This is a genomic window from Pseudomonas sp. CDFA 610 (assembly GCF_021147865.1).
Lineage (GTDB): Bacteria > Pseudomonadota > Gammaproteobacteria > Pseudomonadales > Pseudomonadaceae > Aquipseudomonas > Aquipseudomonas alliivorans.
In genome coordinates this window covers 132,983-156,756 of sequence record NZ_JAGTPM010000009.1, presented here as the reverse complement: position 1 = coordinate 156,756, position 23,774 = coordinate 132,983, and the positions used below count along the sequence as shown (strand labels likewise).

The 23,774-nt window shown below is 59.1% G+C and carries 23 protein-coding genes; 6 read left to right on the top strand and 17 right to left on the bottom strand.

Annotation, left to right across the window (positions count from 1 at the left end):
- Positions 1-148: 148 nt before the first annotated feature.
- Genes KDX39_RS17995 through KDX39_RS17980 form a run of 4 tightly spaced genes read right to left on the bottom strand, consistent with a single transcriptional unit; the run spans position 149 to position 4,466 of the window.
- The gene (locus KDX39_RS17995) at positions 149-571 is read right to left on the bottom strand and encodes a group I truncated hemoglobin (protein WP_231661283.1); all 423 of its coding nucleotides are present in this window, start codon (positions 569-571) and stop codon (positions 149-151) included.
- Entirely contained in the window at positions 571-1,434 is an 864-nt protein-coding gene (locus KDX39_RS17990) for a DUF3034 family protein (protein WP_231661282.1), read from the bottom strand. The genes KDX39_RS17995 and KDX39_RS17990 overlap by 1 nt, the downstream gene beginning before the upstream one ends.
- 3 nt (positions 1,435-1,437) lie before the next feature.
- On the bottom strand, positions 1,438-3,792 hold the full coding sequence (locus KDX39_RS17985) for a bifunctional diguanylate cyclase/phosphodiesterase (protein WP_231661281.1): 2,355 nt from the start codon (positions 3,790-3,792) through the stop codon (positions 1,438-1,440).
- A complete protein-coding gene (locus tag KDX39_RS17980; protein ID WP_231661280.1) occupies positions 3,789-4,466 on the bottom strand; it encodes a methylamine utilization protein in 678 nt (225 codons plus the stop codon). Before KDX39_RS17980 ends, KDX39_RS17985 begins: the two co-directional genes overlap by 4 nt.
- Before the next feature lie 183 nt (positions 4,467-4,649).
- Here KDX39_RS17980 and lon point away from each other — a divergent pair, with 183 nt between their 5' ends.
- From lon to cmoB, 4 genes are all read left to right on the top strand, one after another.
- A complete protein-coding gene (gene lon, locus KDX39_RS17975) occupies positions 4,650-7,067 on the top strand; it encodes an endopeptidase La (RefSeq protein ID WP_099226150.1) in 2,418 nt (805 codons plus the stop codon).
- 216 nt (positions 7,068-7,283) lie between these two features.
- A complete protein-coding gene (locus tag KDX39_RS17970; RefSeq protein ID WP_231661279.1) occupies positions 7,284-7,676 on the top strand; it encodes a protease inhibitor I42 family protein in 393 nt (130 codons plus the stop codon).
- Between the two features lie 113 nt (positions 7,677-7,789).
- Positions 7,790-8,533 (top strand): carboxy-S-adenosyl-L-methionine synthase CmoA, encoded by a 744-nt coding sequence (gene cmoA, locus KDX39_RS17965; protein ID WP_099226152.1) that lies wholly within the window; start codon positions 7,790-7,792, stop codon positions 8,531-8,533.
- Positions 8,530-9,489 (top strand): tRNA 5-methoxyuridine(34)/uridine 5-oxyacetic acid(34) synthase CmoB, encoded by a 960-nt coding sequence (gene cmoB, locus KDX39_RS17960; protein ID WP_231661278.1) that lies wholly within the window; start codon positions 8,530-8,532, stop codon positions 9,487-9,489. Before cmoA ends, cmoB begins: the two co-directional genes overlap by 4 nt.
- A gap of 37 nt (positions 9,490-9,526) precedes the next feature.
- Here the strand turns inward: cmoB and pdxJ are convergent, their stop codons facing one another.
- From pdxJ to rpoE, 11 genes are all read right to left on the bottom strand, one after another.
- Positions 9,527-10,267, bottom strand: a complete 741-nt coding sequence (gene pdxJ, locus KDX39_RS17955; protein WP_231661277.1) for a pyridoxine 5'-phosphate synthase — start codon at positions 10,265-10,267, stop codon at positions 9,527-9,529.
- Positions 10,268-10,318: 51 nt separating this feature from the next.
- Positions 10,319-11,002, bottom strand: coding sequence for a DNA repair protein RecO (gene recO / locus KDX39_RS17950; RefSeq protein ID WP_231661276.1), 684 nt, complete (start codon positions 11,000-11,002; stop codon positions 10,319-10,321).
- A 57-nt stretch (positions 11,003-11,059) separates the two neighbouring features.
- Positions 11,060-11,962, bottom strand: coding sequence for a GTPase Era (gene era / locus KDX39_RS17945; protein WP_099226156.1), 903 nt, complete (start codon positions 11,960-11,962; stop codon positions 11,060-11,062).
- Complete coding sequence (gene rnc, locus KDX39_RS17940; RefSeq protein WP_099226157.1) at positions 11,955-12,644, bottom strand: ribonuclease III; 690 nt, start codon at positions 12,642-12,644, stop codon at positions 11,955-11,957. Before rnc ends, era begins: the two co-directional genes overlap by 8 nt.
- Positions 12,641-13,018, bottom strand: coding sequence for a DUF4845 domain-containing protein (locus KDX39_RS17935; RefSeq protein ID WP_231661407.1), 378 nt, complete (start codon positions 13,016-13,018; stop codon positions 12,641-12,643). The genes rnc and KDX39_RS17935 overlap by 4 nt, the downstream gene beginning before the upstream one ends.
- A 91-nt stretch (positions 13,019-13,109) precedes the next feature.
- Entirely contained in the window at positions 13,110-13,964 is an 855-nt protein-coding gene (gene lepB / locus KDX39_RS17930; protein WP_231661275.1) for a signal peptidase I, read from the bottom strand.
- Positions 13,965-13,973: 9 nt separating this feature from the next.
- Positions 13,974-15,770, bottom strand: a complete 1,797-nt coding sequence (gene lepA / locus KDX39_RS17925) for a translation elongation factor 4 (RefSeq protein WP_099226159.1) — start codon at positions 15,768-15,770, stop codon at positions 13,974-13,976.
- 171 nt (positions 15,771-15,941) lie between these two features.
- Positions 15,942-17,324: a DegQ family serine endoprotease gene (locus KDX39_RS17920; RefSeq protein WP_371321842.1), complete on the bottom strand. Its 1,383-nt coding sequence runs from the start codon at positions 17,322-17,324 to the stop codon at positions 15,942-15,944.
- Positions 17,325-17,658: 334 nt separating this feature from the next.
- Positions 17,659-18,615, bottom strand: a complete 957-nt coding sequence (locus KDX39_RS17915; protein WP_231661273.1) for a MucB/RseB C-terminal domain-containing protein — start codon at positions 18,613-18,615, stop codon at positions 17,659-17,661.
- Positions 18,616-18,623: 8 nt separating this feature from the next.
- Positions 18,624-19,217: an anti sigma-E factor RseA C-terminal domain-containing protein gene (locus KDX39_RS17910; RefSeq protein WP_004881766.1), complete on the bottom strand. Its 594-nt coding sequence runs from the start codon at positions 19,215-19,217 to the stop codon at positions 18,624-18,626.
- A gap of 33 nt (positions 19,218-19,250) precedes the next feature.
- Positions 19,251-19,832 (bottom strand): RNA polymerase sigma factor RpoE, encoded by a 582-nt coding sequence (rpoE, locus tag KDX39_RS17905; RefSeq protein ID WP_002554912.1) that lies wholly within the window; start codon positions 19,830-19,832, stop codon positions 19,251-19,253.
- A gap of 489 nt (positions 19,833-20,321) precedes the next feature.
- Here rpoE and nadB point away from each other — a divergent pair, with 489 nt between their 5' ends.
- Positions 20,322-21,938, top strand: a complete 1,617-nt coding sequence (nadB, locus tag KDX39_RS17900; RefSeq protein ID WP_231661272.1) for an L-aspartate oxidase — start codon at positions 20,322-20,324, stop codon at positions 21,936-21,938.
- On the opposite strand, the gene KDX39_RS17895 is transcribed toward nadB, so the two are convergent.
- Positions 21,907-22,371: a protein YgfX gene (locus tag KDX39_RS17895; RefSeq protein ID WP_231661271.1), complete on the bottom strand. Its 465-nt coding sequence runs from the start codon at positions 22,369-22,371 to the stop codon at positions 21,907-21,909. The two genes, nadB and KDX39_RS17895, sit on opposite strands and share 32 nt — an antisense overlap.
- Positions 22,355-22,609 carry an FAD assembly factor SdhE gene (locus tag KDX39_RS17890; RefSeq protein ID WP_004881759.1) on the bottom strand — a complete coding sequence of 85 codons (255 nt, stop codon included), beginning with the start codon at positions 22,607-22,609 and terminating at the stop codon, positions 22,355-22,357. Before KDX39_RS17890 ends, KDX39_RS17895 begins: the two co-directional genes overlap by 17 nt.
- A 148-nt stretch (positions 22,610-22,757) precedes the next feature.
- Here KDX39_RS17890 and ygfZ point away from each other — a divergent pair, with 148 nt between their 5' ends.
- Positions 22,758-23,699, top strand: a complete 942-nt coding sequence (gene ygfZ, locus KDX39_RS17885) for a CAF17-like 4Fe-4S cluster assembly/insertion protein YgfZ (RefSeq protein ID WP_231661270.1) — start codon at positions 22,758-22,760, stop codon at positions 23,697-23,699.
- The last annotated feature ends 75 nt before the right edge of the window (positions 23,700-23,774 follow it).

The following is a 23,774-nucleotide window of genomic DNA, read 5'->3' as shown; positions in this document are numbered from 1 at the left end:
CTCACTGAATCCTCGGTCTGTGCCATGTGTGACGCAGAGCGTCACGGCTGCATGCCCACGCGGAGCGATATGGGCACGAGGCAGGATCGTTCCACGCCTGCGTGGTATTGCCGCACAGGACGCCCCGCGTCCGCTCTCGACTATGAAGCTACTTGCGGATCACCTCTCCACGCAGCGCAGCAAGTCGGACGATGAAGCGATTTTGCACCGGCACCGGGACTTTTTCGGTGTCCATGGCGGCGATCAGGTTTTCGACCAGCGCGTTGAAATCGCTCGGGCTGAGGTTCTGACCCTTGTGGGATTCGGCCAGACTGTCGCCGGTGTAGGTGCAGGGACCGTCGGCTATCACACAGAACTTCTCGACCAGCCGGTCGCGCAGCAGCACGATATTGACCCTTTTGAAGCGCTCGACAATCCGGTCATCCCTGGCAGCGTTGAGCAGCATGCCTTCGACGATACGCTGGATGCCCGCGCGCTGCCCCAGATCCTGATAAAGGCTGTCATCCTTGACCTGCTGTTGAGCACACCCGACCATCAGGGCCAGCATCAGACACATCACCAAACGCATCATCAGAAACTCCCCTGAACGGACAGATAGGTGCCGTTCTGGTTGTCCAGCGTGGCGATTTCACCCAAGCGGGCGTAGGCCAGCACCACTGACAGGTGCTTATTGGGGAAATAACCGAGGAACACATCCGCCCAGTCGCTTTCGCCCGCAAACGACAGATTGTCGGGTTTCTCGCGGTACTCCACGCCCATGGCCCAGCGCGGGTTGAACAGCACCGCCACCGACCCCTCTTTGAGCAGGCTGCGCGTATCACGCCGGTCACCACCGAACCCCAACAGACCGGTTTCGTTGGCGCGGCTGTAACGCACGCCGCCGTTGACCACCACGTTGTAGCCGAACGCTGCGCCCATGAACAGGCGGCTGGCCGTTAGATAGCCTTCGACGTCAGCGTCACGCTGCGCGCCGACCAGACTCGGAATCAGGAAATCGTTCTGGTGCTTGTACTGCACGCCCAGCGACACCTGCGGGAGGCTGTCGTAAATCAGATCACCGAACAGCCGCAACTTGACGCCAAATACGTCCTGGCTGAGGTTGTCATCCGGCAGGCTCAGCTTGTGCTGCAACGGGCTGATATCAAAGCGCTGATGCGCGTAGGACAGTTCAACGCGGTTGCCGTAAGCGAAGGCAAGACCCGCCACATCCAGGTTGTAATCCGGAAGATTGATGTGCGTGGCAAATGCTGTCGCGCCCCACTCGCCCTGCTCGCTGTAGCCGGTGATCACCGCCCAGGGCGTGATACCGCCGCCCGCGCTGCCTTCGATGTTACTGGCACCGCCCGTGGCAATCAGACGACCGTTGTCGGCCAGGGCAGGAAGTGCCGCAGCGCCCAACAGACAACCCAACATCAGCGATATTTTGTAGGACATGGCTCAATTCACCATCAGACCGGGTAATTCATCGGTTTTGACGATCCATGTCTCGAACGCAGTGGCGGTCAGCGGCCTGCTGATCAGGTAACCCTGCGCGGTGTCGCAGTGCCAGCGACGAAGCAGGTCCAGGCTGTGCTGATATTCCACGCCCTCTGCCACCACTTTGAGCCCCAGGTTGTGGCTCATTTCAATGGTCGAACGCACGATCACCGCGTCTTCACTGGTCTCATCCAGATCGCGCACGAACGATTGGTCGATTTTCAGCTCTTGCACTGGCAGACGTTTGAGGTGCGCCAACGATGAATAGCCGGTGCCGAAATCATCGATCGACAGGCTGATGCCACAGTCACGCAGCTTGTGCAGCACCACCAGCGCTTTTTCCGGCTGGCTCATGATTGCGCTTTCAGTTATTTCGAACAGCAGTTGCTCGGCCGGCACGCCGTACTGTTTGAGCAGACCGACGACAAATCCGGCCAGATCCTCGCCCAACAGGTCATCGGCAGAAATGTTCACTGACACCTGCAACACCAGGCCCCGCTTGCGCCACTCGGCCAGTTGGCGCATGGCCTCTTCAATGACCCAGTTGGTCAGCAGATGGATACTGCCGGTCCGCTCGGCCAGCACGATGAATTCAGCCGGCGAGACGTTGCCGAACTGCGGATGACTCCAGCGCAACAAGGCTTCGGCCTGGCGCACCGTTCCCTGACGAATATCCAGCTTGGGTTGGTAATGCAGCATCAGTTCGCCGTTGTGCGGTGCCTTGCGCAGATCACGAATCAGGCTGATCTGACGCTGGTGCGCCAGATCGCGACCGTCCTGATAGATTTGCAGTCGTCCCGGCAGGAACGCGGCGTCCTTGCGAGCGATGGCCGCGCGATTGACCAGCTCCTGGGCCGAGTTGCCGTTTTCCGGGTAAACCGTGATGCCGATGCAGCACTCGAGCGCAATGTCGTGGTTGTCGATTCGCTGCGGCTCGCTGAGCAGCCGTTGCAGTGCATCGCCCATCGCTACCGCGCCGTCGCTGGTGGTCTGGTCGAGCAACAACAGAAACTCGTTGGCGGACAGCCGGGCAACGGTATCACCGGCGCGCAGTGTGCTTTGCAGACGCTGGCCCACTTGAAGCAACAACTGCTCGACGCCTTCGGCACCGGAGCTTTCGTTGATCGCACCGAGGTTTTCAATGCTCAGGTACAAGAGCGCCACCGCACGCTCGGCGGCAATGGCGCTGCCCAGCCGCTCCATCACCAGCGCCCGGTTGGGCAGGCCGGTCAGGTTGTCGTGCAGCGCGTTATGCGCCAGTTGCCCTTCACGCACCGCAATACCGTGCTGCATGGTGTTGATGGCGTCGGCCAGCATGCCGAGTTCATCCGTGCGGGCCATGTTGACCGGTGTCTTGTAATCGCCGTCACCGATCCGCTTGGCTGCGATCGCCAGCTCACGCACCGGGAGTGAAACACTACGCGCCAGTACCAGGGTGCCGATCAGCGAAGCCAGCAGCGCCGCCATGGAAATCCAGAAAATCTTCTCGTCCAGCGGCGCGAAGGCCTGCAGGGCTATGTCCAGCGGGCTTTGCAGCAGGGCCAGGACCTGTCCGTCGCCGCCATTGCCCGTGTTGGCAAGCATCAGGGTCTGGCTGAGAAAATTCAGATTGGACTGTTCGGTGATGCGCATCTGTCCGCCAGAGGAACTGCGCATCAGGTCAATCAGACCGGCATGCAAGGCTTCGGGCTGAGTACTGATCAGGCTGCCGGCCTTGCCGTTCTCAATGGTCAGAAACGACACCTCCAGACCGCTGAGCGAGCGCAGCTCTTCAGCGATGTCGCTGTCGATGGAAAATCCCATCACCACCCGACCAATTGGCAAAGGAGCAAGTACCGTGCTCTCGACCAGCAGATGCGGCGTACCACCTCCCGGCACGATCAGCACCGACTGGCCAGCGCGTTTGGCGGTACGCAGCGCCTGGTCATAAACGAACCGGGAGCCCTCGGGCACCTCGGGCACGGTACTGGCGATCACCACACCGTCCATACCCAGCAGAAACATGTCGCTCGCGTTGATGCGCTTGCCGTGGTTGAGCAGCACCGAACGGATGGTCGAAGAGTCGGAACTGGCAACGGCATCGCGAAAACCGAAGTCGGCAGACAGCAGCTGCACCGCATCGCGCAGGCGTTTGCCGCGCAAATCGATCAGCCGCTCGAACACCCGGCTACCCACTTCCAGTTGAGCCTGAGCCTGAGTGCGCACTGCGTCGCCGGTCGCCACCTTGACCGCGAAGTACACCGCAAAGACCACGATCAGCAGCAAGGCAATCAAGACCCCCGCGATGCGCGCCTGAAAGCTGACTTTAAGGTTCATTCATGGGCTGCCTTGTGAAAAGCATCGCCAAAGCCACTCGTCGCCGGTTTGGCTGGCTTGTCGTCGACAGAGACTGGCACGATTGACAGGGTAAAGCGCTGGGTAAGGCCTGCGGCAGGAATGTCGAACTCGCCACCTGACACTGGCTGCATGTCTTCAATCTGCGGGTGCCAGAGCGTTGCCTGGTAGTGTCCTGCAGGCATCTGATCCAGTTTGAGCTGGCCATTGCTGTCGGTCACCCCGAACCAAGGCTCATCCGTGACGTAGATGTAGCCGACCATCCAGTCGTGAATATTACAGCCGAGCACCACGACTCCCGGCTTGTCGAACAGCAGTGGTTCCGACGGTGTGCCTTCATAAAGACGCAGCTCGAAGCGCTTGGCCGGAGAAAAGGAGTACACCTGATGCCGGATGTTGTCGCTGTTGGGAAATTTCACCTGCGTGCTGGTGTGAACGGCCAGAACGTGAGGCGCAAATTCCTGGTCGCGCTGATCCATGGACGCTTTGAGCGCTGCAGGCGTGGCATCCGGCGGGCCTTTGAGCGTTACGACGGCATCGGCCAGCGGCTTGCCCTGCCTGTCGACCAGTTGCGCCGTGAACGTCGCGGCCGAGGCACTGACAGCAGACATCATCCACAGGCCGGCCAGCAATGCAGAAATAAATACGTTGGTCATAACCGAATCAACCCACAACGGCAGCGCCGCAAAAAATAAGCCAGCCCTGGCGACAACTGAAAGATCCCGGCGACGCTCGAAACCACAGGTTTTATCGCCACTGTTCAGACTATCGACCGAAGCCATTGAAACCTGAGGACACCCGCCCCATCTAAGAGCCATGTTCAACTTCTCAGGTGCCCCATGAGCGACCAGCAGACAGACTCGCCAGATTTGCCGAATGATTCAGCCGAGCACGACGTGTCGCTGAGCTCCGACAGCACCTCGCTTGCCCTGCCCGGCCAGAATCTGCCGGACAAGGTCTACATCATCCCGATCCATAACCGCCCGTTCTTCCCTGCCCAGGTCCTGCCGGTTATCGTCAACGAAGAGCCATGGGCCGAGACACTGGAGCTGGTCAGCAAGTCCGAACATCATTCCCTTGCGCTGTTTTTCATGGACACGCCGCAAGAGGATCCGCGCCACTTCGATACCCGTGCGCTGCCAGAGTATGGCACTTTGGTAAAGGTTCACCACGCCAGCCGTGAAAATGGACGATTGCAGTTCGTGGCGCAGGGCCTGAGCCGCGTGCGTATCCGCACCTGGCTCAAGCACCATCGCCCGCCGTATCTGGTGGAAGTCGAGTACCCGCAGCAGCCGAACGAGCCGACCGATGAGGTCAAGGCCTACGGCATGGCCCTGATCAATGCGATCAAGGAACTGCTGCCGCTCAACCCGCTGTACAGCGAAGAGCTGAAAAACTATCTGAACCGCTTCAGTCCGAACGACCCTTCGCCGCTTACGGACTTTGCTGCGGCGCTGACGTCGGCAACAGGCGTGGAACTGCAGCAGGTGCTCGATTGTGTGCCCATGCTCAAGCGCATGGAAAAAGTCCTGCCGATGCTGCGCAAGGAAGTTGAAGTTGCGCGGTTGCAGAAAGAGATCTCTGCCGAGGTCAATCGCAAGATCGGCGAACACCAGCGCCAGTTCTTTCTCAAGGAACAGCTCAAGGTCATCCAGCAGGAACTGGGCCTGAGCAAGGACGACCGCAGCGCTGATATCGAACAGTTCGAGCAGCGTCTGGAAGGCAAGACCCTGACGCCACAGGCGCGCAAGAAAATCGACGAGGAAATCGGCAAGCTCAAGGTGCTGGAAACCGGCTCGCCGGAATACGCCGTGACCCGCAACTACCTGGACTGGGCCAGTTCCCTGCCGTGGGGCGTGTATGGTGCGGACAAGCTGGACCTCAAGCATGCACGCAAGGTGCTTGATCAGCATCACGCCGGGCTGGATGACATCAAGGCGCGGATTCTCGAATTCCTCGCCGTCGGTGCTTATAAAGGCGAAATCAGCGGTTCGATCGTGCTGCTGGTCGGTCCGCCCGGCGTGGGCAAGACCAGTGTCGGACGCTCGATTGCCGAATCTCTGGGGCGACCGTTCTATCGTCTGAGCGTCGGTGGCATGCGCGATGAAGCGGAAATCAAGGGTCATCGTCGCACCTACATCGGTGCCCAGCCCGGCAAGCTGGTGCAGGCGCTCAAGGATGTCGAGGTGATGAACCCGGTCATCATGCTCGATGAAATCGACAAGATGGGGCAGAGCTATCAGGGCGATCCGGCATCTGCCCTGCTGGAAACCCTGGACCCGGAACAGAACGTCGAATTCCTTGACCATTACCTGGACCTGCGCCTGGACCTCTCCAAAGTGCTGTTCGTCTGTACCGCCAACACGCTGGACTCGATTCCCGGCCCGTTGCTGGACCGGATGGAAGTGATTCGCCTGTCCGGCTACATCACCGAAGAAAAGCTGGCCATCGCCAAGCGCCATCTGTGGCCCAAGCAGTTGGCCAAGGCAGGCGTCGCCAAGAACAAGCTGACCATCAGCGACAGTGCACTGCGCGCCGTGATCGAAGGGTATGCGCGTGAAGCGGGTGTGCGGCATCTGGAGAAGCAACTCGGCAAACTGGTGCGCAAGGCGGTCGTAAAACTGTTGGATACGCCGGACTCGGTCATCAAGATCGGGCCGAAGGATCTGGAGGCATCCTTGGGCATGCCGGTGTTCCGCAGCGAGCAAGTGTTGTCAGGCACTGGTGTCATCACAGGCCTGGCCTGGACCAGCATGGGTGGCGCGACCCTGCCGATCGAAGCCACCCGCATCCACACGCTGAACCGCGGCTTCAAGCTGACCGGTCAGTTGGGTGACGTGATGAAAGAGTCTGCAGAAATTGCCTACAGCTACGTCAGTTCCAATCTGTCGAAGTTTGGCGGCGACGCGAAGTTCTTCGATGAAGCATTCGTGCACTTGCACGTGCCGGAAGGCGCCACGCCCAAAGACGGGCCGAGCGCGGGTGTGACCATGGCCAGCGCCCTGCTGTCCCTGGCCCGCAACCAGCCGCCGAAAAAAGGCGTGGCCATGACAGGCGAACTGACCCTGACCGGGCACGTGCTGCCGATTGGCGGCGTGCGGGAGAAGGTCATCGCGGCGCGCCGTCAGAAGATCAACGAGCTGATCCTGCCGGAGCCCAACCGTGGCAACTTCGAGGAACTGCCTGACTACCTGAAGGAAGGCCTGACCGTGCACTTCGCCAAACGCTTTGCAGACGTGGCGAAAGTGTTGTTCTGAGACCTGCAGCCATATCGCTCCGCGTCACGCTTTCAAGCGGACGCGGAGCGATGGGCACGATCAGTGTCGAGGCAGACGTGTGTATGACAGCGCGTGGGAACAAGCGGATTGAGCATGATCGCGCGCATGACTCCTGAGTGCATCGACACCTCTGGCTCCCCTCCCAAACCCTGATCGGTTATTCTCCAGCATCGTCTTGCAAAACCGGACCTTGCCATGACCCCTGCCCGTCTCGCTGTGCCCTTGAGCCTCGCCCTGTTGAGCGCCTGCGCACAAACCCCGAAAAACATCGTTTCCATCGATAGCCAGAGTGACTGTCCATTGAGCCTGGAAGCCGGACAGACGCTGATTCTGACCCTGCCCAGCAATCCGACCACCGGCTTTCGCTGGCTGACCCAGAATCCGGCACAGGACATCCTGCGAAGCCTGGGGCCTGAGGTGTATGCCAATGGCGGCAGCAAGGAAATGATCGGCAGCGGCGGCGAATCTGTCTGGCGTTTCAAAGCCACGCAGGCTGGCAGCGGACATCTGCTGATGGTCTACCGGCAACCCTGGGCACCGGAAGTCGCGCCGGAGCAAACCTTCGACTGCTCGATCAAGGTGAACTGAGGCCTTTTCGACACTCCGCGCGGGGACTCATCCGGGAAGCTGCGCCAGACCATGCATCACGCCGACAACTTGGCTAGAATGCCCGCCTTTCAAAAGCATTCGCCGGAATTGCCGTGATCAAAGAACCCGACCGCCTATTCGCCCAGCCTCTGGCTCAGGTGCCTGACTTCGCCTTCAATGAAGACGTGGTGCGGGTGTTCCCGGACATGATCAAGCGCTCGGTGCCCGGTTACCCGACCATTGTCGAGAACCTCGGTGTGCTTGCGGCGCAGTTCGCGCAACCCGACACCGTTCTCTACGACCTGGGCAGTTCGCTGGGTGCCGTCACTCAGGCCCTGCGCCGCCACGTGCGCATCGACGGGTGCAGGGTCATCGCCATCGACAACTCGGCCGCCATGGTCGAACGCTGCCGCGAATACCTGAACGCCCAGAATTCGATGTTTCAGGAGCTGTTGCCGGTTGAGGTCATCGAGGGCGACATACTGGGCCTGACGTTCGAACCGGCCTCGGTGGTTGCTCTGAACTTCACCCTGCAATTCATTGCGCCCGAGCAGCGTCTGGAGCTGCTGGGTCGCATCCGCCAGGCACTGGTGCCGGGCGGCGCGTTGATCCTCTCGGAAAAACTGCGCTTCGATGACGAGCAGGAACACGCACTGCTGACCGACCTGCACATTGCCTTCAAGCGCGCCAACGGCTACAGCGATCTGGAGATTGCCCAGAAGCGCAGCGCGATCGAGAACGTCATGAAACCCGACAGCCTCGAAGAACATCGCCAACGTCTGCTCGCCGCCGGTTTTTCCAAGGTGGTGCCCTGGTTCCAATGCCTTAACTTTGCCTCGTTGATTGCCCTGCCATGATTGATCTCGCTCCACTTGTCCGCCGTCTGGCACGCACTCCGCTGGCAGAATGGTCCAACGGCCTGCAGGCCCAGCTCGACACCAAAATGACCAAAGGGCACGGCGACTTGCAGCGTTGGCAGAGTGCGCTGGACGCGCTGCCTGCGCTGATACCAAGCCGTGTGGAACTGGCCGACAGCTTCACGCTGGAAACCGAGTGCGATGGCGAAACCCGCACCGTGCTGCGCAAGGCCTTGATGGGACTTTCGCCGTGGCGCAAAGGACCGTTCAACGTGTTTGGCGTACACATCGATACCGAATGGCGCTCCGACTGGAAGTGGTCGCGCGTATCGCCGCATCTGGATCTGAAAGGCAAGCGCGTGCTGGATGTGGGCTGCGGCAACGGTTATTACCAGTGGCGCATGCTCGGTGCCGGGGCTGACTGTGTGATTGGCGTCGATCCGAACTGGCTGTTTTTCTGTCAGTTCCAGGCCATGCAACGCTACCTGCCCGACCTGCCTGCCTGGCACCTGCCCTTCGCTCTGGAGGACCTGCCTGCCAATCTGGAAGGGTTCGACACGGTGTTTTCCATGGGCGTGCTGTATCACCGTAAATCGCCCATTGATCACTTGCTGGCGTTGAAAGACTGCCTGGTGAAAGGTGGTGAACTGGTCATGGAGACGCTGGTGATACCGGGGGATGTGCATCAGGTGTTGGTACCCGAGGATCGTTACGCGCAGATGCGCAACGTCTGGTTCCTGCCGTCCGTGCCTGCGCTGGAACGGTGGATGCGCCGTGCCGGCTTTACCGATGTGCGCTGTGTGGACGTCAGCCATACAACGGTCGACGAACAACGCAGCACTGAGTGGATGCGTTTTCAGTCGCTGGGGGACTTCCTCGACCCGAGCGATCCAGCCAGAACCGTCGAAGGCCTGCCCGCGCCGATGCGGGCAGTGATCGTGGGGCGCAAGCCTTAGGCGTTCAGCGCCGGATCAAACATCCGTAACAAAGACCTTAGCGTGCTGCCGCGACGATCAGCGCCTTCATCTCGGCCACCGCTGCCTTGAAGCCTACAAACAGCGCGTGCGCTACCAGTGCATGACCGATGTTCAGTTCGTTGATGCCCTTGATCGCGGCAATCGCCTCGACGTTGTGATAGTGCAGACCGTGACCGGCGTTGACAATCAGCCCCTGAGCCAGACCCAAGGTCACGCCATCGGCAACCCGCTGCAGCTCTTCAGCCACTTCGGTCGGGGTTTGAGCGTCGGCGTAGCGGCCAGTGTGCAGCTCGATGGCAGGCGCACCGACACGCGCAGAAGCCGCAATCTGACGCTCATCGGCATCGATGAACAGCGACACTTCGCAGCCGATCTTCGACAGCCGCTCGACCGCTGCCTTGATCCGGGCTTCCTGACCCGCCACGTCCAGACCACCTTCAGTGGTCAACTCCTGACGCGTTTCCGGCACCAGACACACATGCGCCGGACGAATCCGCTCGGCAAACGCGAGCATCTCTTCGGTAACGCCCATTTCAAAGTTCATACGGGTCTGCAGCACATCCTTGAGCAGCAGCACATCGCGCTCCTGAATGTGGCGACGGTCTTCGCGCAGATGAACCGTGATGCCATCGGCACCCGCCTCTTCCGCGTCCAGCGCGGCCTTGACCGGATCCGGATAACGCGTGCCGCGTGCCTGGCGCAAAGTCGCCACGTGATCGATGTTCACGCCAAGAAGGATGCGGGTGCTTTGAGTCACGGGAGGTCTCCTGAAGGTTGATCGAAGCAGGCCGCAGAGCATAAAGCCTGTTTACGGCTTGCGAAACAGTTCACGACTGACTAATGGACGACCGCCCAGATGCACGGCCAGTGCCTGACGCATCAGGCGCTTGGCGGCAGACAGTGCACCTGGCGCGCTCCAGTCGGCTTCGGCCATGGCCAGCAGCTCGACGCCCTGAAACAGACCGGGCTGCAACAGCCAGACCCGCTCCAGCCCGGAGTCGACCTGCAGGCGGTACATGCCATCTGCGGCCAAAGGCTCACCGTTGATGTCGGTATCCAGCGCAAAGCCGTAGCCCAGGTCATCCAGCAGACGCCATTCGAATGAGCGCAGCAGGGGTTCGAGCGCACGTCCCTCTGCAAGGGCGACCAGCGTGGCGGCGTAGTGTTCGAATACGGCGGGATGCGGGTCTTCGGCCGGCAGCAGGCGAATCAGCAGCTCGTTGAGGTACATGCCACTGAACAGCGCCTCGCCGGTCATCCAGGTCGCGACACCCGCGCTTTCCATACGGCCGACGTTCTTCAGTTCGCCGCGACCGCGAAACTCGACTTCAAGAGGCACGAAGGGTCGTGCCAGCGAGCCAGCCTTGCCCTTGGCGCTGCGCAATACGGCACGCAAGCGGCCCTGAGGCGTGAGGAAATCGACCAACGCGCTGTTTTCACGGTACGCACGGCTGTGCAGCACAAAGGCAGGTTGGCCGGTCGGCGGGCTCATAGGGCGGGCTCGAAAAGGGAAATGTTCACCCGGCCGGTGGCCGGGTGAAAAGACAACCTAGAGGTCGCCGTAGCCCAGCGAGCGCAGGGCGCGCTCGTCGTCGGACCAGCCACCCTTGACCTTGACCCAGAGGTTGAGCATCACCTTGGAGTCGAACAGCAGCTCCATGTCGCGACGAGCATCGCTGCCGATGCGCTTGATACGCTCGCCCTTGTCGCCAATGATGATCTTTTTCTGGCCGTCGCGTTCGACCAGGATCAGTGCATGGATGTGCAGGGTGCGACCCTGCTGCTTGAACTCTTCGATTTCAACGGTGATCTGGTACGGAAGCTCTGCACCCAGCTGGCGCATGATCTTTTCGCGAACCAGTTCAGCGGCCAGGAAGCGACTGCTGCGGTCAGTGATCTGGTCTTCCGGGAAGAAGTGATCGTTTTCCGGCAGGTGGGAGGCGATCAGACTTTCCAGCGCTTCGAGGTTGTGACCGTGCTGGGCAGAGATCGGCACGATGGACGCATTCGGCAACTGGCCTTGCAGCCACTCCAGATGCGGCATCAGATCGCTCTTGTCTTCAATGCGGTCAGTCTTGTTGATGGCCAGAATGACCGGCCCCTGAACGTATTGAACACGCTCCAGTACCATCTGGTCTTCGTCGGTCCAGCGCGTGCGGTCCACAACGAAAATCACCACATCGACGTCTTTCAACGCGGCCGATGCAGTCTTGTTCATGTAACGGTTCAGTGCCTTCTCGCCGTTCTTGTGCATGCCCGGCGTATCGACGTAGATCGCCTGCACGGCGCCCTCGGTCTTGATGCCCAGCATGTTGTGACGGGTGGTTTGCGGCTTGCGCGAGGTGATCGCCAGTTTCTGACCGAGGATGTGATTGAGCAGCGTGGACTTGCCTACGTTAGGGCGGCCGACGATGGCAACGTAGCCACAGCGTGTTGCAGTTGTATCAGTCATGACCGTTCTCCACGCCCAGGGCAATGAGTGCTGCGGCCGCGGCTACCTGTTCGGCAATCCGGCGGCTGACACCCTGACCTCGACTCTTTTCATTCAATAAGGTGATTTCACATTCGACGAAGAACGTCCGGCAATGCGGCTCACCCTGGATGTCCACCACTTCGTAACGCGGCAGATCACAGGCCCGGGACTGCAGAAACTCCTGCAGACGGGTTTTCGGGTCCTTGTTGGTGTCTACCAGCGTCAGGCTGTCAAACTCGGTCGTCAACCACGCCAGCACGCGCTCGCGCGCAGCTTCCATCCCTGCGTCGAGGTAGATCGCACCGATCAACGCCTCAAGGGCATCGGCCAGGATCGATTCACGGCGAAATCCGCCACTCTTCAACTCGCCGGAACCCAGCCTCAGGTACTCGCCCAGATCAAAGCCCCGCGCCAGCAATGCCAGCGTCTCGCCTTTCACCAACCGCGCACGCAAGCGCGACAGCTGGCCTTCACGGGCCTGAGGGAAGCGCTCGAACAGCGCCTCACCGGCCACGAAGTTGAGAATGGCATCACCGAGGAATTCCAGGCGCTCGTTGTTGCGACCGGCAAAACTGCGGTGAGTCAGGGCAAGGACCATCAGTTCCTGATCCTTGAAGGTGTAGCCGAGCTGACGCTCAAGGCGGCTCAAGGATACGCTCACGGTCTGCCCACGCTCAGTTGCTTGTCGAACCTGATGACCACGTCGATGTTCTGGATCAATGGCTCGCGCTGTTCATAGTTCAAATGGGCGTTGAACGCGTTGTTCTCCACCGTTACTTTTAAAGCCTTGTTCAAATCTATATCCCGGATGCTGTTGAGCTGCATGCTCTTTTCGACATAACTGTAAAATTCGTTGACCGTGGTGATATCCAGGCCCTTGTTGGTTTCGACCGCTTTGATGATTTTCGTCATCGCCATGTAGTCGAGGTAATGGGGAACGATCTTCAGCGCCGTGCTCACCGCAAATGCGACCAGCGCCAGCGTCAGCAGCCATCCAACCCAAGACAAACCTTTTTGAGAAGCAGGGAACGTCATGTTCACTGTTGACCCTCCTGGGTGCTCTGCCAGCGGCAGGCCAGAACGTTCCCAAATGACATACGGCGCTGATCAGGCAGCGCCGTACGGATTATTTGATCAGACCTACCCGTGAAAAATTGGGGAAGTGGCTCAGTTTAGGCTCAGGCCAGCTCATCCAGACAGCGAACGCCTTGCCGACGATGTTCTTGTCCGGAACCATACCCAGCTCATCCTTGGGAATATTGGGGTCATCCCAGTAACGGCTGTCGTTGGAATTGTCGCGGTTGTCGCCCATCATGAAGTAATGCGCGGCAGGCACAGTCCATTCGGTGTCAGGTGGTGCACGGTAGCGGCTCATTTCCTGGCGGATCTGGTGCTCGACACTGCCCAGTTGCTCTTCATACAGTTCGGCGCTGCCCAATGTGCCGGGCTCGGTGCCGATCAGCTTCTTGGCGACCAGTTCGCCGTTCACGAACAGGCGCTTGTCACTGGTGTAACGAATGCGGTCGCCCGGCAAGCCGATCACACGCTTGATGTAATTGACACTCGGGTCGCTCGGGTAACGAAACACCATGACGTCACCGCGCTGCGGATCACCGATCTGAATCACCTTCTGGTCCAATACAGGCAAACGAATGCCGTAGGAGAACTTGTTGACCAGAATGAAATCACCCACGTCCAGTGTCGGTTTCATGGAACCCGAAGGAATCTGGAAGGGTTCGACCAGAAACGAGCGCAGCACCAGGACGATGAACAATACCGGAAAGAACGATTTGCCGTATTCAACCAGCAGGGGTTCCTTGTCCAGTCGCTCGACGACAGCAATGTCAGGCTCTGCGACGCTGCCCTGGTAGTTGGCGATGGCCGCCCGGCGACGAGGCGCCAGGAAAACCAGGTCAATCAGTGCAAGCACGCCACAGACGAAGACAGCGATGACCAACAACAGCGGGAAATTTAGTGACATAGGACCTGACTATTCCAACCTGAGCACTGCAAGGAAAGCTTCCTGTGGAATCTCCACGTTGCCGACCTGCTTCATGCGTTTCTTACCGGCCTTCTGCTTCTCGAGCAATTTGCGTTTACGGCTCACGTCGCCGCCATAACACTTGGCCAGTACGTTCTTTCTGAGTGCCTTGACGGTTGTCCGGGCCACGATCTGACCGCCAATGGCGGCCTGAATTGCCACGTCGAACATCTGCCGCGGGATCAGTTCTTTCATTTTCTCGGTCAACGCGCGCCCTTTGTAGTGCGCATTGTCACGGTGGACGATCAGCGCCAGAGCGTCGACCTTCTCGCTGTTGATCAGTACATCGAGCTTGACCAGATTGGCCGACTGATAACGGTCGAAATGATAATCCAGCGAAGCATAACCGCGGCTGACAGACTTCAGACGATCGAAGAAGTCCAGAACCACTTCGTTCATCGGCAGATCGTAGCTGACTTGAACCTGCGTCCCGAGGAACAGCATGTCGTGCTGCACGCCACGTTTTTCGATACACAGCGTGATGACGTTGCCCAGGTGCTCCTGAGGCACAAGAATATTTGCCCGAACGATAGGTTCGCGCATGTCTTCGATGGCCGACAGGTCAGGCAGTTTGGACGGGTTGTCGACGTAAATCGTTTCACCGGTCTTCAGCAGCAGCTCGAAGATCACGGTGGGCGCCGTGGTGATCAGGTCCAGGTTGTATTCGCGTTCCAGGCGCTCCTGAATGATCTCCATGTGGAGCATGCCCAGGAAGCCGCAGCGGAAGCCGAAACCCAGCGCGTCGGAGCTTTCCGGCAGGTATTGCAGCGAAGAGTCGTTGAGCGTCAGTTTCTGCAACGCTTCGCGGAAGTCTTCGAAATCATCGGAGCTGACCGGGAACAGACCGGCATACACCTGGGGCTGAATGCGTTTGAAGCCCGGCAATACGTCTACATCGGGCGTAGTGCTCAACGTCAGGGTGTCGCCGACCGGCGCACCATGAATGTCTTTGATGCCGGCGATGATGAAGCCCACTTCGCCCGCTTTCAGATCGACCGTTGCAGTGTGCTTGGGATTGAAAACGCCGACGCTGTCGACCAGGTGCATCTTGCCGGTGGATTTGACGAGAATCTTGTCGCCTTTTTTCACACGGCCATGGCGCACGCGCACCAGAGACACAACGCCCAGGTAGTTGTCGAACCAGGAGTCGATGATCAGTGCTTGCAGCGGGTCTTCGATATTGCCGGTCGGTGCCGGAATGGTCGTGACCAGACGCTCGAGCACCTCGTCGACACCCATGCCGCTCTTGGCACTGCAGGCGACAGCGTCGGTGGCATCGATACCGATGATCTTCTCGATCTCTTCCTTGACGCGATCCGGATCGGCCTGCGGCAAGTCCATCTTGTTCAGTACCGGCATGACCTCAAGGCCCTGCTCGATAGCGGTGTAGCAGTTGGCAACCGACTGTGCCTCCACACCCTGACCCGCATCGACGACCAGCAACGCGCCTTCACAGGCCGCCAGCGAGCGGCTGACCTCATAGGTGAAGTCCACGTGGCCCGGGGTGTCGATGAAGTTGAGCTGGTAGGTAATACCGTCTTTGGCCTTGTAGTACAGGGTTACGCTGTGGGCCTTGATGGTGATCCCGCGCTCGCGCTCAAGATCCATGGAGTCAAGCACCTGCGCTTCCATTTCGCGCTCGGACAGGCCGCCGCACATTTGAATGAAGCGGTCGGCCAGCGTCGACTTGCCATGGTCAATGTGGGCGATGATGGAGAAATTGCGGATATGACTCAAATCACTCACGGATCAACACTCAAAAAGGTTGCAGGCAGATTGCCCGCCGAAAAATAGCCGGGAATTGTACCTGAAGGATGCCCGAGGCGTCACGCTTGCAGGTAGACCGATCAGCTTCAGGTTGAATCACAGGCATGAAAAAGGGCGACCGTGGCCGCCCTTCCCCATCAGACCTGGCTGTTATTCAGCCAGCTTGAACGTAATGAACGTCGCACGGCCCTGACGCAGGACGCGCATGGACACGGAACGATCCTTGGGCAGGCTTTTCGCCACATCGGTGAACTGCTTGGCCGACGTGATCGCCTGATTGTTCAGGTGAGTGATCACATCGCCGGCCTGCAGACCGATCAGCGAAGCCGGACCACCGGTGACTTCCTTGATCGCCACACCGCCTTTCAGGTCCAGGGTTTTCTTCTGCTCGGCGGTCAGCTCGATCACCGAGACACCCAGACGGTTGCTGCTGCGTTCGGCACCGGCACCCGGTACGCCGCCCATTTCCTGACCTTCATCCGGCAGTGCGCCGACGGTGACCGTGACGTTCTGACGCTTGCCGTCGCGAATCACTTCAAGTTCGGCCTTGCTGCCGTCCTTGAGGTTGCCAATCAGGTGAGGCAGGTCGGCGGACATGATGATGGGCTGACCATTGGCGCTCAGAATCACGTCACCCACCTGCAGACCACCCTTGGCAGCCGGACCGTCTTCAAGCACCTGCGCAACCAGCGCACCGGCAGGCTTGTCCAGACCAAAGGACTCAGCCAGGTCCTTGTTCACTTCCTGAATCACTACGCCCAGCCAGCCGCGACTGACCTTGCCGCTGGCCTTGAGCTGATTGGCGACGTCCATGGCGACATCGATGGGAATCGCGAAGGACAGGCCCATGAAGCCACCCGAGCGGGTGAAAATCTGCGAGTTGATACCCACGACTTCACCGGCCATATTGAACAACGGACCACCGGAGTTGCCGGGATTGATCGCCACGTCGGTCTGAATGAACGGCACGTAGGTATCATTCGGCAGGCTGCGCCCCTTGGCGCTGACGATACCTTTGGTCACCGAATGGTCGAAGCCGAAGGGCGAGCCGATCGCCAGTACCCACTCACCGACCTTCAGCTTGTTGGAGTTACCCAGCTTGGCGGTTGGCAGATCCTTGCCTTCGATTTTCAAAACAGCCACGTCAGTACGTGGATCGGTGCCGACCAGTTTGGCCTTCAATTCGCTGCGGTCGGAGAGACGCACGAGAATTTCGTCAGCACCATCAATCACATGATTATTGGTCAGAACATAGCCATCAGACGAGATGATGAAGCCCGAACCCAGCGACTGGGCCTCGCGCTGACGATCACCTTTGCCCGGCGGACGCGTTCCCGGCGGCATGCTGCGCTCGAGAAACTCACGCAGCATCGGCGGCAGGCCCTCAAGGTCCGGCACCTGCTGATTGGCAATGGCCCGGTCAGGCAGCTTCTGCCGGGTACTGATATTCACCACCGCCGGCGATGCCTGCTCCACCAGCCCGGTGAAGTCCGGCAGATTCTCGGCCTGTACGGCAGCGACCTGTCCGAGCATCAGCACGGCGGCAATGAGGGATAGATAAGATTTCATGCGTGGTATCGACATACGGCTCCCATTCACAACGAGCAAAGTTAAGCAGTACAAGGTCAGCTGACTCAGAGACTCGGCACCGGGCGGTGCTCTTCTCTGACGCTTTTTACGGCCCACAAACGACAAAGGCCAGAGCTGCAAGGCTGTGACCTATAGAAAAAAACGAGATATTTTGCAACCTGAAAACCTGACCAAACATTTCAGCATCTCAGCACAAGGCCAGGTTGATTGCAGTCTGGCAGTTCGTCGAACCCAAGATGAAATTTTTTACATCTTGGGCGCTTTTCACAATTTCGAACTACTTTTTCGCCTGGGTTTCGGTACCACGAATGGACAACGCGATGCGCTCTGCAGTGCCCAACGGTATTTCGCCGACAACGGTCACCATGGTATCGCCCTGGGGCGTGGTCAGACGCCGAGAGACCGCGACGGTAGGGCCCAACTGAGTGCGGATATCGGACGAAGCATTACCGCTTACTGGTTCTATGAACACCGAAAAGCGCGCCAGACCGTCACCATACATCAGGCTGGTCACCGGAGAATGCGAGTCTTGCTCCTTGCGAACACCACTGCTGCTGAGCTCAAAGCCGGGCGGTAGCCAGTCGGAACGCCAGGCGACCGGGGTGACCTGCGCCTTGGCCTTGGCCTTCGCAGCCACTACAGGCTTGCAGTCGGCACTGACCTGAAGCAATTGATCGGTCGGAATGGTGGCGGTATCAAGGTCGGTGAACTGGAAACGCTCCAGCAATTGCCCTTTGTCACTCAATAAGAGGGATTTCAGCGCAAGGCCGGTCTCGTTGTCGATATGCAATTCCATACCGTAACGATGCTGATCCTTGGGCGTGACGGCCACAATCGTAGTTGCTCGCCCAGCCACGCGCGACTTGCCCACGACCTTCATGTCGTACCAGTCTGAGAGTTTTTTGACGTCGAAATTTCGCGAGGCGCTGCTGCCACTGGTGACGCCTGCTTCGAGAGTGCCACTGACGCACTGAGTAAGCCCGTCGATGCGTGACACCTCAAGAGCAGAACCATCAAGCTGCAACATGCGCTCAGTGACCTTGCCTTCCGCTACGCGGTGCCAGATCCGATGGGTAGAGAAACTACCGTTGCGCTCGTAAACAAAAGTACCTTGATAGCTTTGCTGTTGATCAACCTGCCCAAGACGCTTGAGCATGTCTTGGGCATCATCGGCATGCACTGGGAGGGCAAGCCATCCACCAAGCAACAACGGCAGTAGAGGGACGACTCGCATGTTCCTCCTTAACGGTTTTCCAGGCTGGCGGCACGAGCATATGGCAGCGCGCTTTCAGTACCCTTCAAAGCTGCTTCCTGTGCATGCTGACGCAGGTAACCTGGCAGACGCTTGTCACCTTCACCGGCCTGACCTTGCAATACACCATTGGCCATAGGACCCGGTGCCTGCTCAGCGCTCTCGGTGTAGCCAGCCAACACAGCCGGACCCTTGACCTGTGGAACAGTGAGGTTGGCAGGCTGTTGGGTCTGCTGCGCAAGCTGCGTACCAGTGATTTCATCCTGGTTGTACAGACGCACACCAGCCAGAACAGCAACGGTCACTGAAGCGGCAACGGCCAGACGACCCAGCGAGCGCCACGGACCGCGGGCTGCTTTAAGGGGACTGACTTCATCGGCAATTGCAGCGGACACGGCCGCCGAAATGTCCAGATGAGGCATCAGCAGTTCCTTGTGCATCGCTGCACGGGCAATCTGATAACGCGACCATGTGGCACGTGTATCTGCATCGTCAATGGCATTCAATACCCGACGCAATTCCAATTCGTCCGCTTCATTATCCATCACTGCGGACAGCGATTCCTGCAGGGCTTCACGACTCATGGCGGGTTCCTCTCTTGGGCTATCGCCGCTGTCTCAGGATTCCTGCAACAACGGCTGCAGGGCTTTATCGATGGCTTCCCGAGCGCGAAAAATGCGAGAGCGCACGGTACCAACAGGACATTGCATGACGCTCGCAATGTCTTCGTAACTCAGACCATCGAATTCACGTAAAGTTAGTGCCGTACGCAAATCCTCCGGGAGAAGCTGGATGGTCCGATGGACTGTGCCCTCGATCTCATCCCTCAACAATGCACGCTCCGGCGACTCGATGTCCTTGAGGCCATGATCGCCATCGTAGAACTCCGCGTCCTCAGACCTTACATCGCTATCAGGCGGTCGCCGACCTCGCGACACCAGATAGTTTTTCGCCGTGTTGATGGCGATGCGATACAGCCACGTGTAAAACGCACTGTCACCGCGGAAATTTCCGAGTGCGCGATAGGCCTTGATAAAAGCCTCCTGCGCAACATCCTGAGCCTCATGGGTGTCGTGCACGAACCGCACGATCAACCCTAGAATCTTGTGCTGATACTTCAGCACCAACAGATCAAATGCCCGCGTGTCCCCGCGCTGTACGCGCTCGACAAGCTGCTGATCCTCTTCCTGGGTTAGCATGAACACTCCTCATTGAGCTTAAAGGAGCGTTGCAACTGATATTGTTCAGGCTCGCAAACATAGACTCGGGCTTTTCGCAAAAGTTCTCCCCCTTCAAGCAAGTTTCCTACAGACAGTCATAAAGCCTGCAAGAAAAACGCAGCTCGACCGGATCGGCTGCGTGAATAGTCTTGTCGTCAGATGCACAGTCGATGATCACTTATCTAAACCTGAGCATGCCGACGCTGTTCCTTTATAGGCAACCTGCTATTGAGCCTGGATCCCGGTGAAAAGTTCCATCAGCACAAACACGGGCGTGAACGCAAACTGCATCCTCCCTGCGAATCGATGAATGTATTTCAAGGATTGAAGCAGAGCAAAACGGTATGCATCAAAGCGGAGACTGGAGCACAATCGTCACCCGCCGTGGTTTCACATTGCCATGAGGCGCGGCTATTGTGCCGATCCCCCTATACTTATACTAGTGGCCGCCGAGAGCAGAATTCACAGATGAGCCAACATTTTCAGCACGACGTACTGATCATCGGCAGCGGAGCGGCAGGCTTGAGCCTTGCGCTGACCCTTCCATCCCATCTGCGTATCGCGGTTCTGAGCAAGGGCGACCTGTCCAACGGCTCCACTTTCTGGGCTCAAGGCGGTGTCGCTGCTGTGCTCGATGACACTGATACGGTGCAATCGCACGTCGAAGACACACTCAACGCCGGTGGCGGCCTTTGCGACGAAGAGGCCGTACGCTTCACGGTCGAACACAGCCGCGAAGCCATCCAGTGGCTGATCGATCAGGGCGTGCCGTTCACCCGTGGCGACCATGCTGACACCGAGGAAAGCGGCTTCCAGTTCCACCTGACCCGTGAGGGTGGTCACAGCCATCGTCGGATCATTCATGCTGCAGATGCCACTGGCGCTGCGATTTTCAGAACACTGTTCGAGCAGGCCAGCAAACGCCCCAACATCGAACTGCTCGAACAACGCGCCGCCATCGATCTGATCACAGAACGCCGACTGGGTCTGGAAGGCCAGCGTTGCCTGGGCGCCTATGTGCTGAACCGTAAAAGCGGTGAGGTCGATACCTATGGAGCACGCTTCACGATCCTCGCGTCCGGCGGCGCGGCGAAGGTCTATCTCTACACCAGCAACCCTGACGGCGCCTGCGGTGATGGCATCGCAATGGCCTGGCGTGCTGGCTGTCGAGTGGCGAATCTGGAATTCAACCAATTCCACCCGACCTGCCTGTATCACCCGCAGGCCAAAAGCTTTCTGATCACTGAAGCGCTGCGCGGCGAAGGCGCTTACCTGAAACTGCCGAACGGCGAACGCTTCATGCCTCGCTTCGACGAACGGGCAGAGCTGGCACCCCGCGACATCGTGGCACGCGCCATCGATCACGAGATGAAGCGCCTGGGCATCGACTGCGTCTATCTGGATATCAGCCATAAACCCGAGGCGTTCATCAAAACGCACTTTCCGACGGTTTATGAGCGCTGCCTCGAGTTTTCAATCGACATTACCCGCCAGCCGATTCCGGTCGTCCCTGCCGCGCACTACACCTGCGGCGGCGTGATGGTCGACAGCCAGGGACATACCGACGTGCCGGGTCTGTACGCAATCGGCGAAACCAGTTTCACTGGTCTGCACGGCGCCAACCGAATGGCCAGCAATTCACTGCTGGAATGTTTTGTCTATGCGCGCTCGGCGGCGCAGGACATCGAGAAACAGTTGGGCGACATCCAGATGCCAGTCGACCTTCCGGCCTGGGACGCCAGCCAGGTCACTGACTCGGACGAAGACGTGATCATTGCCCACAACTGGGATGAGCTGCGCAGATTCATGTGGGACTACGTCGGCATTGTGCGCACCAATAAGCGCCTGCAACGCGCCCAACACCGTGTGCGACTGTTACTGGATGAGATCGACGAGTTTTACAGTAACTACAAAGTCAGCCGTGACCTGATCGAATTGCGCAATCTGGCGCAGGTAGCCGAACTGATGATCCGCTCGGCCATGGAACGCAAGGAAAGCCGCGGACTGCACTACACGCTGGATTATCCAGACCTGCTGCCCGAAGCGCTGGACACTATTCTGACACCACCCACCTACGTCGGCTGAACTTCAGACGTACCCGCAGGCGTCGGTGAATATCCGGCGCTTGCGCATCAAAGGGGATACAGCAACTGTGGACCTGCCGGCCGGGCCGCCCGCCCCTGACCAGACGAAAGCGCAGAATCACGACCAGCGGGAGCGCCAGACTGTCCTTGCATAACTGCACGGGCTGCCAGCCGCCTCGCTCGCTCCAGACACGCCAGCCCTGCGAATCACGCTGTAATCCGGCGAACGAGCCGGGGCGCTTCAGCAGTATCGACCCCGGCAGCACCCAGGCCGCGTGAGCGACGCACAACGCAGCGCCCATCGCTGCGATCAGAACCGGAACATCGAGCCACCACAGCGCAGACAGCGAAAGCACCTGAACCAGAGCGTACGCCGTCAGCAGCAGACGCGACGCCTGCCAGCGACACTCGAAGCGATCATTTGGGCTGAACACGGTCCAGAATCATGCGAACCATGCGCTGCAACTCAGGATCTTCGGACTCGGCACGCTGCATGAACCAGCCGAACATGTCCTGATCCTCACAGGTCAGCAGGCGGCGATACAGATCGCGGTCCACGTCATTCAAATGCGGATAGACCTCACGGACAAACGGCACCAGCAGCACGTCCAGTTCGAGCATGCCGCGGCGGCTGTGCCAGTAAAGGCGGTTGAGTTCAACGTCTTCGACCATGGAGCGCTCCTCAAAGTAGGCGGCGAGTATACAGCCGTGAGCCGGCAGCGCGAATCGCGCAATGGTCGCAGCAGTTTTCATGTACCCGTATTCAGATTCACGACTGGGCACTATGATGTGCCCCAGACTTTTCCCATTTGCGATGACCATGGCCCACTCAGCTTTCTTCTGCACGCTATCCCATGAGGGCGTTCTTGCCGTTCGCGGCGTGGATGCCAGCAAGTTTCTGCAGGGACAATTGACCTGCAACTTCAATTACCTGAGCGAAGACCGCTCGAGCCTCGGTGCGCGCTGCACCCAGAAAGGCCGGATGCAGTCCAGTTTCCGCGTCGTGTTCGAAGGTGACGGCTGCCTGCTGGCGATGGCCCGGGAACTGATCGAACCGCAACTGCTGGACCTGCGTAAATATGCAGTGTTCTCCAAGTCAAAGCTGACTGATGAAAGCGCCACCTGGGTTCGCTTCGGCCTGCAGGACGGCGACGGTGCACTGGTCAGTCTGGGGCTCGATCTGGCGCAGGAAACCGATTCGGTATCGCGTGCCGACGACCTCATCGCAATTCGTGTCTCGCCTGCGCGAGCCGAGCTCTGGGTGCGTGCCGAACAGGCCGAGAGCGTTCAGTCGCGACTTGCTTCGCAGCTTGACGAGGGCTCACTCAACGACTGGCTGCTCGGCCAGATCCAGGCCGGTGTCGGTCAGGTATTCATCGAGACCCGCGAAGAGTTCATCCCGCAGATGATCAATCTGCAGGCGGTGGGCGGTGTCAGCTTCAAGAAAGGCTGCTACACCGGGCAGGAAATCGTGGCGCGCATGCAGTACCTGGGCAAGCTCAAGCGCAGGCTTTATCGGCTGTCGATGCAGGGCGACGAGATTCCGGCTCCCGGTGTCGCGCTGTTTTCCCCAGTGCACGCCAGTTCGTCGGGCAACGTTGTACTCGCGGCGCGGTCAGAGCAGGGGATCGAGTTGCTGGCAGTGCTTCAGGCCGATGCCGCAGAAAGTGGCGACGTGCACCTCGGCGCTGCAGACGGTCCTTCCCTGCAATTGCGCGAGCTGCCCTACACGCTGGACAGCAAGCTGGAAACGCAACGATAACGCGAGCGAACGCTCCCGTTTTTCCATGGTCAGTACAGCACCCGGCATTCCGGCGCCCACAGAGCGCCCGGAACA

Coding starts and splice junctions, on each gene's coding strand:
- KDX39_RS17990 (WP_231661282.1), bottom strand. CDS start 1,434: ATGTCCTACAAAATATCGCTGATGTTGGGTTGTCTGTTGGGCGCTGCG.
- KDX39_RS17910 (WP_004881766.1), bottom strand. CDS start 19,217: ATGAGTCGTGAAGCCCTGCAGGAATCGCTGTCCGCAGTGATGGATAAT.
- lepB (WP_231661275.1), bottom strand. CDS start 13,964: ATGTCACTAAATTTCCCGCTGTTGTTGGTCATCGCTGTCTTCGTCTGT.
- KDX39_RS17970 (WP_231661279.1), top strand. CDS start 7,284: ATGACCCCTGCCCGTCTCGCTGTGCCCTTGAGCCTCGCCCTGTTGAGC.
- lon (WP_099226150.1), top strand. CDS start 4,650: ATGAGCGACCAGCAGACAGACTCGCCAGATTTGCCGAATGATTCAGCC.
- nadB (WP_231661272.1), top strand. CDS start 20,322: ATGAGCCAACATTTTCAGCACGACGTACTGATCATCGGCAGCGGAGCG.
- cmoB (WP_231661278.1), top strand. CDS start 8,530: ATGATTGATCTCGCTCCACTTGTCCGCCGTCTGGCACGCACTCCGCTG.
- KDX39_RS17995 (WP_231661283.1), bottom strand. CDS start 571: ATGATGCGTTTGGTGATGTGTCTGATGCTGGCCCTGATGGTCGGGTGT.
- KDX39_RS17985 (WP_231661281.1), bottom strand. CDS start 3,792: ATGAACCTTAAAGTCAGCTTTCAGGCGCGCATCGCGGGGGTCTTGATT.
- KDX39_RS17980 (WP_231661280.1), bottom strand. CDS start 4,466: ATGACCAACGTATTTATTTCTGCATTGCTGGCCGGCCTGTGGATGATG.
- era (WP_099226156.1), bottom strand. CDS start 11,962: ATGACTGATACAACTGCAACACGCTGTGGCTACGTTGCCATCGTCGGC.
- rpoE (WP_002554912.1), bottom strand. CDS start 19,832: ATGCTAACCCAGGAAGAGGATCAGCAGCTTGTCGAGCGCGTACAGCGC.
- KDX39_RS17920 (WP_371321842.1), bottom strand. CDS start 17,324: ATGCTCGGACAGGTCGCTGCCGTACAGGCCGAGAATCTGCCGGACTTC.
- KDX39_RS17915 (WP_231661273.1), bottom strand. CDS start 18,615: ATGCGAGTCGTCCCTCTACTGCCGTTGTTGCTTGGTGGATGGCTTGCC.
- ygfZ (WP_231661270.1), top strand. CDS start 22,758: ATGGCCCACTCAGCTTTCTTCTGCACGCTATCCCATGAGGGCGTTCTT.
- recO (WP_231661276.1), bottom strand. CDS start 11,002: ATGAGCCCGCCGACCGGCCAACCTGCCTTTGTGCTGCACAGCCGTGCG.
- KDX39_RS17890 (WP_004881759.1), bottom strand. CDS start 22,609: ATGGTCGAAGACGTTGAACTCAACCGCCTTTACTGGCACAGCCGCCGC.
- KDX39_RS17935 (WP_231661407.1), bottom strand. CDS start 13,018: ATGACGTTCCCTGCTTCTCAAAAAGGTTTGTCTTGGGTTGGATGGCTG.